This window comes from Paenarthrobacter sp. CCNWLY172, from assembly GCF_037402035.1.
Taxonomy (GTDB): Bacteria; Actinomycetota; Actinomycetes; order Actinomycetales; family Micrococcaceae; genus Arthrobacter.
Window position 1 is genome coordinate 415287 of record NZ_JBBEGB010000002.1, and the last position, 14240, is coordinate 429526.

At 58.0% G+C, this 14240-nt stretch carries 9 protein-coding genes; 5 read left to right on the forward strand and 4 right to left on the reverse strand.

Features of this window, described 5'->3' with window-relative positions; genetic code table 11:
* Positions 1–258 precede the first annotated feature (258 nt).
* The 3 genes from WBN73_RS04635 to WBN73_RS04645 all read left to right on the forward strand — a co-directional run bounded on the left by WBN73_RS04635 (position 259) and on the right by WBN73_RS04645 (position 6473).
* The gene (locus tag WBN73_RS04635; RefSeq protein ID WP_337339463.1) at positions 259–1467 is read left to right on the forward strand and encodes a DUF6361 family protein; all 1209 of its coding nucleotides are present in this window, start codon (positions 259–261) and stop codon (positions 1465–1467) included.
* Positions 1468–1534: 67 nt separating this feature from the next.
* Entirely contained in the window at positions 1535–3337 is a 1803-nt protein-coding gene (locus WBN73_RS04640) for a phospholipase D family protein (RefSeq protein WP_337339462.1), read from the forward strand.
* Positions 3327–6473: a DEAD/DEAH box helicase gene (locus WBN73_RS04645; RefSeq protein ID WP_337339461.1), complete on the forward strand. Its 3147-nt coding sequence runs from the start codon at positions 3327–3329 to the stop codon at positions 6471–6473. Before WBN73_RS04640 ends, WBN73_RS04645 begins: the two co-directional genes overlap by 11 nt.
* A gap of 530 nt (positions 6474–7003) precedes the next feature.
* On the opposite strand, the gene WBN73_RS04650 is transcribed toward WBN73_RS04645, so the two are convergent.
* From WBN73_RS04650 to WBN73_RS04665, 4 genes are all read right to left on the reverse strand, one after another.
* A complete protein-coding gene (locus tag WBN73_RS04650) occupies positions 7004–10123 on the reverse strand; it encodes a DUF3427 domain-containing protein (protein WP_337339640.1) in 3120 nt (1039 codons plus the stop codon).
* Positions 10124–10245: 122 nt separating this feature from the next.
* Positions 10246–11139, reverse strand: coding sequence for a DUF7255 family protein (locus tag WBN73_RS04655; protein ID WP_337339460.1), 894 nt, complete (start codon positions 11137–11139; stop codon positions 10246–10248).
* 123 nt (positions 11140–11262) lie between these two features.
* Positions 11263–11868, reverse strand: coding sequence for a hypothetical protein (locus tag WBN73_RS04660; protein ID WP_337339459.1), 606 nt, complete (start codon positions 11866–11868; stop codon positions 11263–11265).
* A 174-nt stretch (positions 11869–12042) separates the two neighbouring features.
* The gene (locus WBN73_RS04665) at positions 12043–12954 is read right to left on the reverse strand and encodes an EamA family transporter (protein WP_337339458.1); all 912 of its coding nucleotides are present in this window, start codon (positions 12952–12954) and stop codon (positions 12043–12045) included.
* An 84-nt stretch (positions 12955–13038) separates the two neighbouring features.
* Between WBN73_RS04665 and WBN73_RS04670 the strand changes: the two genes are divergently transcribed.
* A complete protein-coding gene (locus tag WBN73_RS04670; RefSeq protein ID WP_337339457.1) occupies positions 13039–13545 on the forward strand; it encodes a MarR family winged helix-turn-helix transcriptional regulator in 507 nt (168 codons plus the stop codon).
* 31 nt (positions 13546–13576) lie between these two features.
* Positions 13577–14164 (forward strand): hypothetical protein, encoded by a 588-nt coding sequence (locus tag WBN73_RS04675; RefSeq protein ID WP_337339456.1) that lies wholly within the window; start codon positions 13577–13579, stop codon positions 14162–14164.
* Positions 14165–14240 lie beyond the last annotated feature (76 nt).

Sequence of the window (14240 nt, forward strand, 5' to 3'; positions counted from 1 at the left end):
GGATGCCAGTTTTACATAGTCCACCGCATGGTGCTGACTTTGTCCCTGTTCGAGCGACAGACTGCGTCACAGCCTAGGACAATGCGCGTCCGGTGTCCCCAGAGGAAACGGACAATCCGGCGATGTCGACTTCTCACGCGTCGGCATGCTTGCTGCGCTATCGTTCAGGAGCGACATGTAATGCATAGCGCAGCTGTGACAAGAGTAGGGTGGCCGCTCGAGCCTCCTGAGCAAGATTCAACCGGAGGTTACCAAGGAATGCCGTCCCTCATCTCTTGGCTTGATGCCTCCACAGAGGAAAACGCAAAGATGCGCGAGCTCGTCAAACTGTTTGGCAGCCCGGAAACGACAGACGACCTCGGACTCGGTCAACTGCGCGATGTCATCAGCAACAGCCTGTTTCCCGGAACATCGGTTCTGCACGCCGGAGCGCGTTACATGCTCCTGGTGCCATGGTCATACTTGACCGAACACCGCGGTACCAAGAATCCGGAGGAGCTGCGGAAACGATCGGATGAGTCCGAGCGTCGTTTGATTGGCAGGTTCAAGGAGTTGGGCGTCGAAAGCTATATCGGGAGCGACGCCGGCCGGAACGTGAAGCAACTCCCCTCAGCCGCTTACTGGTCTGCGTTGCGCCGCTTTGGCATTGTCAGCCCGGACGCTGAACGAAGCTCAGTCGCACAATTGATGTGTATGAATGCGCCGATCCCGGAGGATGGGGACGACACGACCCACGTGTGGAACCCCAGCATTCCCACACCCCCGTCGGGCTTTCCTCAGTCCGACGAACGGGGTTTGACGCTGTCTCACGAAGAAGCCAGCTGGCTTCGAGAACGAATGATGATCGCCTGCCCAGGAAGCATGCTGGCTTATCTCGTGGGCTCCGACGCCAGCCCGGACCCGCGATACTGGGCACCGTGGCTGGATCCTGTTTGCCAAACGGTCGGAGGTGAACCCGGTCAGTGGCTGAGGGACGCGGAAGTTTTCTCACTAATCCACAATGGGGCGACCATCCTCTACCAGCGGCTACTTAGCGAGCACTCCCGCGCCGCATTCTCGCCAGAGGAGGACGTCGTCGGACAGACGCAAGGCCTACTCAATTCTTGGGAAGAGGAGCGCGAAGCCAAGCGCGGGCTGCTTGGCAACTGGAACTTAGACGACTATCTAACTCGTGCCGCATCATTGAATCGAGGCATCAATTCCAGCACGGCAGGGTTCATGCGGTCAGCGATTGAGGCTGCTAGGAGCCCTGCCAGGATGATAGACAATGAGGAATTCTGCGATCGGGTCATGACCCGCGAGAGGTTAACGAAGAAGTCGAACTCCCGTTTCCAAAATGAGCGCCGCCTCCGCGCTTGGCAGCCGCCGACTTCAGTTACGCCACTTAGCTTCCGATGGTTGCAGGTGCGGCGGACCGTTTTGGACATCCATGCTGGCTTGGCAATGGAGGCTTCCGTAAATGCTTGACGCCACGAATCGGCAGGCTCTCAGTCAGATGCTCCGCCCTCCATCGGGCTTTCGGCTAGTACACGCCGTGGGCACGACGTTCACGTTGGACATGACGAGCGCACTTTCTGTTCCACTAAGCTTTGTCGCGGGCAACGGCGAGGACTACACAAATTCGGTTGCCGTTCTCAGCGCCTTGCGCAAAGTGTCTGATCGTGTGGACATATTCTGCCAAGCAGGACACATTCAAGCGCCTAGGGACGCATCAGATTTGCTGGCAATGCTTGAGCCCATGGTCCACCAGGTCAGCGTCAAGCGGGGTCTGTTTCACCCAAAGGTTTGGGTGCTTGAATTCGAGAAAGGCACTGAACGGCGCTACCGCTTCCTATGTTCCAGCCGCAATCTGACCGCCGACGCCAGCTGGGATCTCTTGGTGCGGCTCGACGGAGAGCTCAAGTCCGAGTCCGAAAACACCCGCCCTGACAGCGGGCCGCTGGCTCGTTTCATCGAAAAACTGCCCGAGCTTTGCACAGTAAAGCTCGACGCCGACAGGCTGGCTCGCTTACGTGGACTTGCCTCTCGATTGTCGAAGGTGAGTTGGGAGTTGCCGGAAGATATCCAGAAACTCGCGTTCAGACCCATGGGTATGGGTGAAGAGTTCGAACAGGGTTCAATTGCAGGCCATTTGCAGGAGCCAAATAAGTTCCGGGCCCTCAATGGAAAGACTGGAGATGCCGCTTTTCTGGGCTTTGAGAAACTAGTCATCTCACCATTCCTGGATGACACTCTCCTGACACGGTTACGAGACCCGTGGATGCGGAATCTCCATGTGTACTCGCGCAGTGACCAACTCGACTTGCTTCAAGAAGACACCGTGTCCGAACGTCGCAGCTCCTTCAAGTCCTTCGATGAACGCGGCATCCCTGAGTCATCAAGTACGGGCCAAGCTTCATCCGATCAGGAAGGCTTTCGATATCTCGCGGAAGACCTATCGGGATTGCACGCCAAAGCCTACTTCTACGACTTCGACCATTACACCTATGTTCTGTTGGGATCCGCCAATGCCACTGCTGCCGCCTTCAGCACCAACGTCGAGTTCCTCCTAGAGCTACGGGGCGCCAAGAAACGGATCGGCGTCCAGCGCATCATAGACAGCCTCAAGGAAGTCCCGTTCGAGGAGTACATCGGCAAAGGCGGCCAAAGACCTTCCGACGAAGACCAAGCCGCTCTCAGCCTCGAGAAGGAGCTTCGGGCGGCAGCATCCCATCAATTCCTCGTTGAGGCCCATCCGGACAGCCTGGGGACCTACGCGATCGAGCTAAGCCACAACTGGAAACCTAAGCCCCAGTACACCGCAACCCTTAGGCTCCTGTCGCTCCCCCAGGTAACGGCCGCCGTCGTTCCCCCCGACGGCGGCCCAAGCCAACGGTTCCATGCAGTTCCACTCGCTGAGGTCACGCCGTATTTGTTACTGACCATAAAGGACCCAGAGGCAGGGCTCTCCAAGAGCACAGTCATCCAAGGAATCCTGCTGGCCGATCTTCCGGGACGGCTTGACGAAATTGTTGCGCGCCAGTTGAACGATCCTCAAAAGCTCCGACAATTCCTGCTCCTTTTCCTCACTCCCGAAGATGTCGGGATAGGAGGGGTCACAGGCGCGAACTGGCTATCCGCTGCGTCCGGATTTACCAATTCTTCGACGTCAGGTTTGTTTGAAGCCATGGTGGGAGCCTTGGCCAACCCAGATTCCGGGCAGGTTTTCGCCGACCTCCAGGTTGTCATGGACCGGTTACTGGCACATCGGGGCGATGACAGGGAAGTACTCGAGCTGCATTCCCTTTGGACAGCGGCTGTAGAGGCACTGGAGCTGGAGACACCAAATGACGTTTGACTCAGAACCTGCTCTGAGGGGACTCCGTCACTTTCAGCGCCGGACGGTAGACCATGTGTTCCACCGGTTCTACCTCGATGACGAAACCGCAGATCGGTTTCTGGTGGCGGACGAAACCGGGCTTGGGAAAAGCATGGTTGCACGCGGCATTATTGCGAAGGCCATTGAACGCCTGGACCAGCCTGATTCGGATGTAGACCGAATTGACATCGTCTATGTGTGCTCAAACTCTGATTTGGCAAAACAGAATCTGGCACGCCTGAACGTAACAGGCCAGAAGGACATCATTGAGTCGGGCCGGCTGACGCTTCTTCCGACGGAACTCGGAAAGCTGAACGCGGCGCCCCATCCCGGCACCCGGAAAAGGGTGAACTTCATTTCACTGACTCCAGGCACGTCGTTCAACGTGAGCAACGCGCCGGGTCAAGCACGCGAGCGAGCTGTGCTCTTCCTTATCCTCCGACAGCTTGGAGCTTTCTGCAGCGACCAGCATGACGTTGCGATCGAACTCCTGCGGTCACAGTCCAAGGCCAAGAACTTCAATGGGGAGGTCAGAAGGCTGAGTGACGTCTACCCCGAAGGGATAGTGGAGTCGGTCGTTGGAAGGTTTCATGATTTGGCCACCCGCTCTGGAAACCTATCCGCGTTCGATCGATTGTTGGAGGAGGCGTTGGGTGTTGGGCCTGCCGCTGTCCGCTCTAAGATGCCAGCGGTTATCGGTGGGCTTCGCGGAGACTTGGCTAAGGCTGCCCTCGAATGCTTGGAACCAGACCTGATAATCCTGGACGAGTTCCAGCGGTTCCGCGATCTTCTCTATGAACCTTCGACAACCAACGACGGGGAAGATCCGGCAGCCGAGCTAGCCAGGCAATTCTTGAACTATGAGGGAGCAAAGCTCGTCTTGCTCTCAGCCACGCCCTATAAAGCCCATACGGGTGCCAGTGAATCCGACGGCGACGATCACGCAGCCGATTTCCGCCAGCTCCTGCGTTTTCTCAGCAACGGGCGAACGGACTACATCGAGGCGCTCGATGCCGAACTGGACTCACGCCGTTCACATCTCATGAGACAGGTGAACAACGAGGAACTCACTCGAAGAATTGAAAGTCGCCTGAAACTCTTCATGAGCCGCACCGAAAGGCCGCAGCTGGGTGTCGACAATATGCTGACGTGCATCGATATGTCACCAACCGATGTCCGCGCCGCCGATCTCGCCAGCTATCGGTCGTTGGCCAAAATGTTCCAAGCAGCCGGATCTGGCAGCCCTATGGAGTATTGGAAATCCGTGCCGATGTTCGCGCACTTCCTTACCGACTACAAGGTTGGTCGGATGCTGGATGACAAAATCCACTGTGACCATGCTGCCGTCGACCCGACTCTGTCAGACCTCATGACCATCGACCCCGAGGTTCATCGGCAATACAGGCACATTGAAACGGACAACGCAAAGTTCCGAGCCGTGAGCAAACACACCGTCGGCCAGGACTGGTGGAAATTGTTATGGATGCCTCCATCACTCCCTTATGTGAAGCCCTCTGGTCCATTCGCCCAACTAAGAGGAACCGTCACTAAGCAGCTCATCTTTTCAGCTTGGAATGCTGCCCCCACAGCCATCACTACGCTGCTCTCCTACGAGGCCGAACGAAATATTATGAGCGGCTCCAAAATTCATGGCGAGAACACTGCCGAAGCCCGCAAGCGCTTCCGCGGCCGCCTCCGCTACAACGTTCGCAACGGTGAGCCACTTGCCATGTCCGCACTTGCCTTGTTTGTTCCGCATGCTGCCCTGGCTCGTGCCGGCGATCCCCTGATCAGGGCCGCACACGAGGGCTCAGCCGCCGATAGCGCCACCATCAAAGCGCGGGTGCGTGAATGCGGCCAGAAACTGATCAGAGGAACAGTTGCCGAGCCCCCACTCCGGCTCGGCACATGGGCTTCATACTTCTCGATCCCGGGGGCACTGCCAAAAGCCTGGAGCCACCGTCCAAAGCTGGCACGACAAGAGCTGCGAAGGATCGACGAGGAGATCCGCAAAGCTGGAAGTGCATCTGACGTGGACGAGGAAGAGGGAAGCTCCGATTCCGCACTTTACCTTGCCCATGCGGATCGCTTGGTGGCGGTGGCCAACCAACCCTCCGTAGGTTGGGAGGACGGCATAGAAGACTTGGCTGTGAACTCACCTGCAAACTGTCTTTACCGTGCGCTAAGTCGCATCGTTTCTGACAGCTTCGATGAAAGCGAGCTCTGGAAAGCAGCGGCGAGCGCTGCTGCTGGCCTGAGGACACTATTCAACAGGCTCGATGTCACCGAGCTGTTGGACACCCTCTACCCCGAAGGCGACTACTGGCAGAAAGTCCTTCGCTACTGCGAGAGCGGAAATCTTCAAGCCGTATTAGATGAGTACGTGTTCCAGTTGCGCAGTCAGCAGGCCCAGGGTTCAGTCTCTGTCGATGATCTGAGGGCAATCGCAGACGACATCCGGCTCTCCCTTTCAATCAAACCTGCGCAGTTGCTCGCCAAGTATCCGGATAAGTCCCATGATGACCTCCGCATGGGTGTCCGATTCGCAGTTCGTTACAGCAACGCCCGTACAGACGACGGCGACAGCACGCGGATGCCCGATGTCCGCCGGGCCTTCAATAGCCCGTTTTGGCCATTCGTATTGGCTTCGACTTCCGTGGGTCAGGAAGGCATCGACTTTCACTGGTGGGCGCACTCCGTCATCCACTGGAATGTACCGACCAACCCGGTGGACTTCGAGCAAAGGGAGGGTCGCGTGCACCGGTATTTGGGTCATGCGGTCCGAAAAAACGTTGCCCACACGTATAACAAATCGGCTCTGCAGCCGGGCGTTACCGATCCATGGCAAAAGTTGTTCGACGTCGCGACTTCCGAGATCTCCACCGAGCCTGTGGAACCGCGCACAGAGTTTGCGCCCCACTGGATACATCCAGGCCCGTACAAGATCGAGCGGCGGCTTCTCGATCATCCACTAAGCCGAGATGTGGCCAGAACCGAGCACATGCTCCACGGGCTCGCGAAATACAGGCTGACCCTAGGCCAGGCTCGCCAAGATGACCTGCTCGGGCTCATCAAGAACGGAACGAGTATCAGACCGCTGAACCTACGCCCATAATATCGGCGGAGCTCAGCGCCGCTTACCCGTCCCCTGCGAGGTTCCCAATCTCACTCGACGCCATCCAGCATCCGTCTCGATATCCTGCTTTGGGTTGTCGTTTAATAGGGCCCAGCTGGCCTCTCCTTTGCCGCGACGAGTTTGAACTGGGTGGATACCGTTGGGCTTCTTCGCGGGCAACACGTCCGGGCGCTCACGTTTTTCCTTCGCTGGCTGCATGGTGTGTTGCCCCAGGGAAGTTTTCGGTTGGTTGACCGGCGCCGCCACCCCGGCTACTGATGCCCGTCGCCGTTTCGACTTCTTTGACGTTGCAAGGTTGATCGCAGGCATCCCGGATCCTGCGCACAGGCCGCCGGCACGATCCTTGTGACTGACGACTTTCCCTGCAAAGGGCTTTTCCGTCAGCATTTTGCGGCAAATTCGGCAACGCCATCCGAGTTCCTTCGAGCCACCCGATCCCAAAATTATCCTCCAAGAATTTATAGGGCACACTTTGCACCACGCCTATTCCCTACCTCGCTGAGCAAAGGTTACTGCGCCACAGCCGCAGCAGTAGCGAATACGTCGGCAGGCATCGGGCGTTGCAGCTTCCAGGTGATAGATATTGGTCTCGCTCCAGAGTGTTGGACGTAGTCCACCTGCCCGAGGCACGTGTAGGGAACGGTTAGGCCTGTTTCATCCTCTGCAGTTTCGCGGGTAAACAGTAGAATTCGCGAGCCCTCTGCCTTCCGGTCCAGGTAACGCTTGCCAACCGAGCTGGCGGGAGACGTGGTGTTCTGAGATTCCCAGTGGAACAAGTCAGGACTGATGGCGTAGTCCTTGTACATGGTCGTCGCGGAGTGCTTCTTATCGTCTTTGTTCAACGTGACGAAGAAGGCGTCGGTCGCCGTTGCTGGACACCAAGCGACTCCCTCGCGATGCTGCACATTCCTCCCGCGTTCGAGCGAGCCATATTCGAGCGCGGCAAGAATCTCCTCGCGCCGGTAGGTTGCATGAGAGAGCAGTGGAATGTGCTGGAGCCCGGCACCTAGACCCTTCGCAGCGTGTTTCGATGCCGAAACTCCCAGACTGACAATCTGCTTGATCTCGCTGCACACAAACGGGTAGCCGCGCAGGTGGTCGAGTCCGTCGTCGTACGTTTTGAAACCGCCGCCATCGTCCCACAGCGTGTAAAACAGCATCCGCGCGAACGTTTGCTCCCGAGGGCCGAGATCCGCGTAGCGGGGCGCATCCTCCCCTACAAGCTTCGCGTAAGCCTCAGCACGCTCGGGATCATCCACATGAATGAGAGCCGCCATGCGTCCCAGGAGTTTCTTCTCCTCCGTATCGGAACGATTGTGATGATCTCCCTTGAGCACCGACTCAAAGCCGGAAAAACCGCCAATCAATTGTGCTTGACGGAGGTAGCCAGTCCACGAATCCTTCGTTGAACGGTAGATCGACTTGAGGTCGCTCCCCGACTCTCGTAGATACGCTGCCAACTCGGTTTCCGCGTAGGAAGCTATATCCCGGATCAGCTGCGCACGGTTGAATCGCAACTGAGCCTTGACGTTCTCCAGGACCACGTCCTGCGCTACCCGGTCAAGCACAATCTGCGAGCCCGAGGGCAGAAACGGAAACTCGCCCTCAATCGCCTTCTTCAACTGCGTCCGCCCGTAGCCTGTCAGAGCCCGGTAACGGAGGTCGAATCGGAATTCACGGCGCTGTTGGCCAATGAAATCCAAGACTGTGAGAACAGCCTTGTCATCCGCTCGGCGCAGGCCGCGTCCCAGTTGCTGGAGGAAGATCGTGGCACTCTGGGTGGGCCGCAGCATCAGTATGGTGTCCACCTGCGGGATATCCAGACCCTCATTGAACAAATCCACGGCAAATATGCAGTTGATTTCACGGTTACGCAACTGTTCAAGGGCACGCGCTCGTTCGGCTTCGTCAGTGCCACCGTCCACAGCTACTGCCGCAATGCCTGCCGCATTGAACACTTTTGCCATGTAATGCGCATGCTGGACTGAGACGCAGAAGCCCAGGGCGCACATGTGTTCGGTTCCAGTGACTTTGTCTCGGAGTTCGCGGATGACCTTGGCGGCGCGAGCATCATTACCTGTGTACAGGCGATCCAACTGACCCGTGTCGTAAGTGCCGCGCTTCCATTCCAGTTGGCTGAGATCTACGTCATCTGAGACGCCGAAGTAATGGAATGGCACGAGAAGATCAGCATCCAAGGCATCCCAAAGGCGAAGCTCGCTGGCAGTCCGGCCGCCGAAATACTCATTGGCGACATTGCCGCCGTCGCCCCGCTCTGGCGAAGCAGTTAGCCCGACGAACTGCTGGGGTTTCAAGTGATCGAGGAGTCGGCGATACGTGGGCGCCAAGGCGTGGTGGAACTCGTCGATGACAACTACGTCGAATTGATCGGGCTCAAGCGTCTGCACACCACGCGACGCAAGCGACTGCACTGAGGCGAAGACATGGTTCCAGTACTTTGGCTTGTGATCGCCCACATAGAGCTCACCGAAAGAGCCGTCCTGCAGTACGTTCCGAAATGTGCGGATGGATTGCTTCAATATCTCTTGCCGATGTGCCACGAAAAGCAGCGTCAGAGGCTTTCCGGCCGCTTCTGAGAGCCGTTTGTAGTCGAGTGCTGTTATGACCGTCTTTCCGGTCCCTGTGGCGGCAACCAGCAGATTCCGGCTGAATCCTTTAAGTCGCTCAGCTTCGAGGTCCTCAAGCATTTCTTCCTGATGAAGAAACGGCACGACGTCCAAGCCGGTGAAAGCATCCGGGGCAGAAGTTCGTTTGCCGCCGTTGCGTTCAAGGGCAGCGTCCAGCTTGTCGCCGTCACGATCGGGATCGTAACTCTGAAAGGCGCGTTGTTCCCAGTAACTGTCGAAGGTGACTTCAAACTTCTTGAGCAGGTCTGGCGTCGCCACAGAACTGAGCCGGACATTCCACTCAAGACCGTCCAGTAACGCTGCCTGGCTGAGATTGGAACTGCCCACATACGCTGTGTCAAAGCCCGTGTCCCGCCGGAACAACCAGGCCTTTGCATGAAGACGCGTGGCCTGTGTTTCGTAACTGATTTTCACTTCAGCGTCATAGCGACGCACCAGTTCGTCGATGGCGCGGCGTTCAGTCGCCCCCATATATGTCGTGGTGATGACCCTGAATTTCACTCCCCGCTCGCGAAGCTGTTCCAGCGCTGGTTCAAGAAGCCGAAGACCGGTCCACCGCACGAACGCGCAGAGGAGGTCGACAGCGTTGGCTGATTCAATTTCCGTTCGGAGCTCGGCGGCAAGGTTTGGCTCGTCCTTGTTGTTTGTCAGAAGTGCCGAATCGCTGAGCTTGGTGCTGGGGCGTCTCAGCTGTCGTCTTTTCAATGCATCTGATCGATGCAGCGACAGCAACTGCCGGGGGCCCGGAGTAATCTGATTGTTTGTTCGTATCTCTGCGAGCAAGCGGTTGGCCAGGGCAACTCGATCTTCGGGCTTCGCGTCCGTGAGTGCGTGTCGTACTGTGTCGGCTACGTGTCGCGAGAGTACCTCCGGTACGTCGTTCTCGTCGACCTTGGTCACTGAGGCCAGGAGCTCCGGCACCAGTTCAAGATCGGCTGCGACTTCGGTTGTGTGAAGCAGTTCGTACAGCCCTTCAGGCAGGCTGCCTCCTGCGGTTCCCCCATTGAATGTATCCACTGCGCCAGGGTATTGGGTATGTCGATGCAGGTGAAATTTCTGGGCGAAGTCCGGCGTGGTCACCGGTAGCCGTGACTTAGCTCAGGTCACAATCTGAAGCCCGGAACATAACCATGCACATCGTCTGCCCCGTACTTGCGCAGGAAATCACCTACGTCAGAATCAGGGATCAGTATCCTCGCTCTTGGCCCATCACCACTTCGATAGGCGTTGGGAAAGAAACCGCGGTGGGCGAGGTCTCTGGTAGTACTCGCGTGGCGTCCGATCCGGCTGGCTACTTGACCCGGAGTGAGGTTCTCGCGAAACTTCGTCTCGTTGCTCGATGGCAATTGTTTTTGGCACTCGACATCGACGCGGTTTTCAGGGTTATATATGCGCGACTCAATCAATTCGACAAGTGCCTCGCTGCTGACATGACATCGACCATCAAGGATTTCACGAAGTTCAACTCCGTGGACCCTGTCATATACCGACAGTCTGGCCAATGTGGCGTTACCCGCGTCGGCCACCAAATCGCGTAGGAGATCATAAAAGGCTCTCTGTTTCCAGCGAGCTGCCCCAGACTCCCCGAATACTTTGGGGGCATCCGACGGTCCGAACTGTTTGGTGGCCGAAGGTGTAGACCACCAGCCGCCGTGTCCGGCCTTTTTTGTACAAAGAGACTCGTTGTCCTTGCAGAGCCGCGAGTAGGAATCAGCCCAAGGCATCGCCTTCACCCGTCCCAATTGCAGGGTCATCAGACGGTACCGGTTGAAGTGCTGTTCCTCGTCCAGTTCCAATTGGATACTTCCTTCGAAGATCAGGTCCCATTTACCTGCTCGAAAATGGGCATCGTTCATCACTCCGCCCAAAGCCTGATACGTCTCATTGAGCTTCCCGCGGAGCTGCGGGGAGAGACCTTGGCTAGTTGCTGCAGCCGTGTCTGACTTTCGCGCCCGGCGCCCTAGTAGACCCAACAATGTCTCTTCGCGTCGACCCATCTACGGAATTTATCAAACCCCACGCCTGTACCGGGCAACTTTCGCCAGACGCCGCACTCCGGCAGCGGCAAGTCGGCCAGCCCGTGAGGTCCTCGGCGCTGCCTTGCCCGCGCCGTATTATGACTATCTGAACTTCGAGCCGCCGAGCCAGTACAGGGCAACATCCACGTCTCGTGCCGTCCAATCAAGACCGTTCGCATGTGCGGTGAGCCGGATACCCTCGATTATTTCCATGTAACGCCCGTAACGGCCCGGGGCCGAAGACAGCGTCAACCCCAACTTTTCCACCGCTGTCTGGGCGCGCCTGTCGTATACAGCCATGCGGTCCGGAGCCGCAGCGAGCAGGAGTGCAGATGCCAAGGCGTCTCCGACTTTGAAACCCGGCAAAGGCGACAAAGCCGCCCGCCCGGCGACGGCAGCATCTCGCACGGAGAGAGATCTGTCGTTGACGGCTCTAACTGCGTGTACGGTCTGTTCACGAACCAATTTGTCCGGAAGAACCATAAGATCTCGCACCCACCGGCTATCTGCGCGGAGCCGCTTCCAAAAAAGCAGGGATCCCATGTCGGCCTTCCCGATGCTCCCGGTACTCCTAATTTGGTCTGAGACGTGGTGCAGGACTTCGTCGTATGCACGTGAAGTCTCAGAGGTGTACTGCTTGTGGGCCACAGATAATTTCTCCAGGCCTTCAATGTCAAAAGCACCAACGTTCACGTCTGAAGTAGTCATAAACGAAGACTGTCACTTTCATCAGGATTCTTGATGTTCACACGCCGCGCATCCAAAGTCAGGGGTTCAGGCCAGGCGACTGAGCTCCCTAGGCAGTCCGCTACGGCTCCGCATCCGCGAAGCCATGCCGGCCATGGGCACGTTGCTCACAGGCTGCAACCGAGTTGCAACTATCTACAGTCCCCTGACCTGCGGCAGCCCCTGCACCAAAAGCACCGCCCCCAGCACCAACACCGCACCCACAATCTGCCACCCCGACAACGACTCCCCCAGGAACACGAACCCCAGCACCGTCGCCACAAGCGGGCTCAGGAATCCCAAGAACGACACCACCATCGTCGGCAACCGCTGAATCCCCCGGAACCACACAGCGTAAGCCGCCAGCGCACCAATTACGCTCAGGTAAGCGAACCCCGCCAGGTTAGGCAAAGTAACCGCTCCCGGCAGCCCCTCCACCACCAGAGTCACCGGCAGGAGCATGACTCCACCCATTGCTAACTGCAGGCCGGTAAACCCAAGCAGCCCCACGCCGTCGGGCCTTCCCCAGCGTTTGGTGAGCACAATCCCAGCCGCCATGCTCAGCGCACCGGCCATCCCGGCGAGCACACCCACAACAGTCAGCGAAGCGTCGGATCGCAGGACGAGCAAGCCAACACCGGCCGCTCCCACTCCGCAGGCAACCAGATGCATAAGACGGATCTTCTCCCCCAGCAGCAGCACTCCAAGGAAAAGCACGAACAGGGGCTGAATCGACCCAACCAACGCCGCCAGCCCACCCGGCAGTTGGTATGCGGTGAAGAACAGAAGGAAGAAGAACAGCCCAATGTTGAGCGCGCCCAGCGCCGCGGCTTTGAACCACCAGCTCCCCCGCGGCCACGTTCGCGTCACAAGCATCAGCACGATGCCCGCCGGCAGGGCCCGCACGGTTGCGGCCAGGAGCGGCCGGTCGGCGGGGAGAAACTCGGTGGTCACCAGGTAGGTGGATCCCCACACCATGGGCGCGAGTGCAGTGATGAAGAGGTCTCGTGGGGAAGCCTTGGTCAGGCCGGAACCGATCGGCTTAGCAGCCGTCGTCAAAGTGGACATTGTTCACTTCCATACATTTTGATGTCAAACTATTTGATGTAAGACAATGTAGGTGATGTACTGTTTGAGGTCAAGCATTGGAGGATGATGGACCGCGACGCAGTAGACCTGATTCTTGATCAGTGGAACAACGAGCGCCCCGATCTGGACGTCAGCTCCATGGGCGTTCTGGGCCGGCTGAACAGGGCTAGCCGCCTGGCGTCACTGGACGTCCAGAAGTTCATGAACCAGTTCGGACTGGAGCCGTGGGAGTTCGACGTCCTGGCAACACTGCGCCGGTCGGCTGCCGAGGCGCCGTTGACGCCGGGTCGACTCGCCAGCCTCACCATGATCGGTTCGGCGGCCATGACCAACCGCGTAGATCGGCTGGTATCGCGCGGCCTGGTTCACCGCGAGACCAACCCTGAGAACCGCCGGCAACTACTCATCAGCCTTACGCCAGAGGGACTCGCCCTGGTGGACGACGTGGTGGAGCACCACGTCGAGAACCAACAGAAGATGCTCGAGGGCCTGTCCAAGACTGAGCGGGTGCAGCTGGCGAACCTGCTGCGCAAGTTCCTGCTAACAAACCACGACGGCGAACCCTCCTAAGCGGGTAGCGTCGCCCATGCGAGGATGAGGCGTGGACACTTCCTCTGAGCAGCTGGCGATCGCAATCGGAAAGGCGCTGGGCGGCGGACAGGCAAGCGCCTACACCGGCACCTCGTATTGCCAGAGCCGCAACCACTTAGTGAGACATGCAGTTTCGGTGCACCCAAGGGCCGTCATTTGGTCTGCGAAGGAGTTGCCGGATGGGCCTACGAGAACATTCGACCCGCGTTCCCTTACCCTTCAGACGGATGGCGTCGATGATTTCAGCCTTTCCATTGACCGCATCCCGTTTTCTTTTCCTGAGGCTGTCCAACTCTCGTTCCCACTCTCCCTGCCCATTTGGGGCCGACACCTGGACGACTATCACCCAGTGGCCTGTGAGGTAGATGGCTCGGACACGACGCTCCTGCTGAGGCACAGGGTAGATCGAACAATTTTCGGGTCCTTCACTTTCGATACAGAAAGCGGAATCGCGAAAACGCTGTTCACGCCGACGACGGCACTGAAATTGGAGCGCGAGCTCCCTCCGGAGAACGGAGAACACGACTTCGGATTCGTGGCTGGCCAGGGTGACCTCGATTTGCAGAATCGCCTTCGCCCCGACGACAACACCCACTAACAAAGAGATGGCCCGCGGAGGTTAGTCCACAGGCCATCATCAACTTCCCGTTCACTCAAGCTCGCCAGGCTCCTGG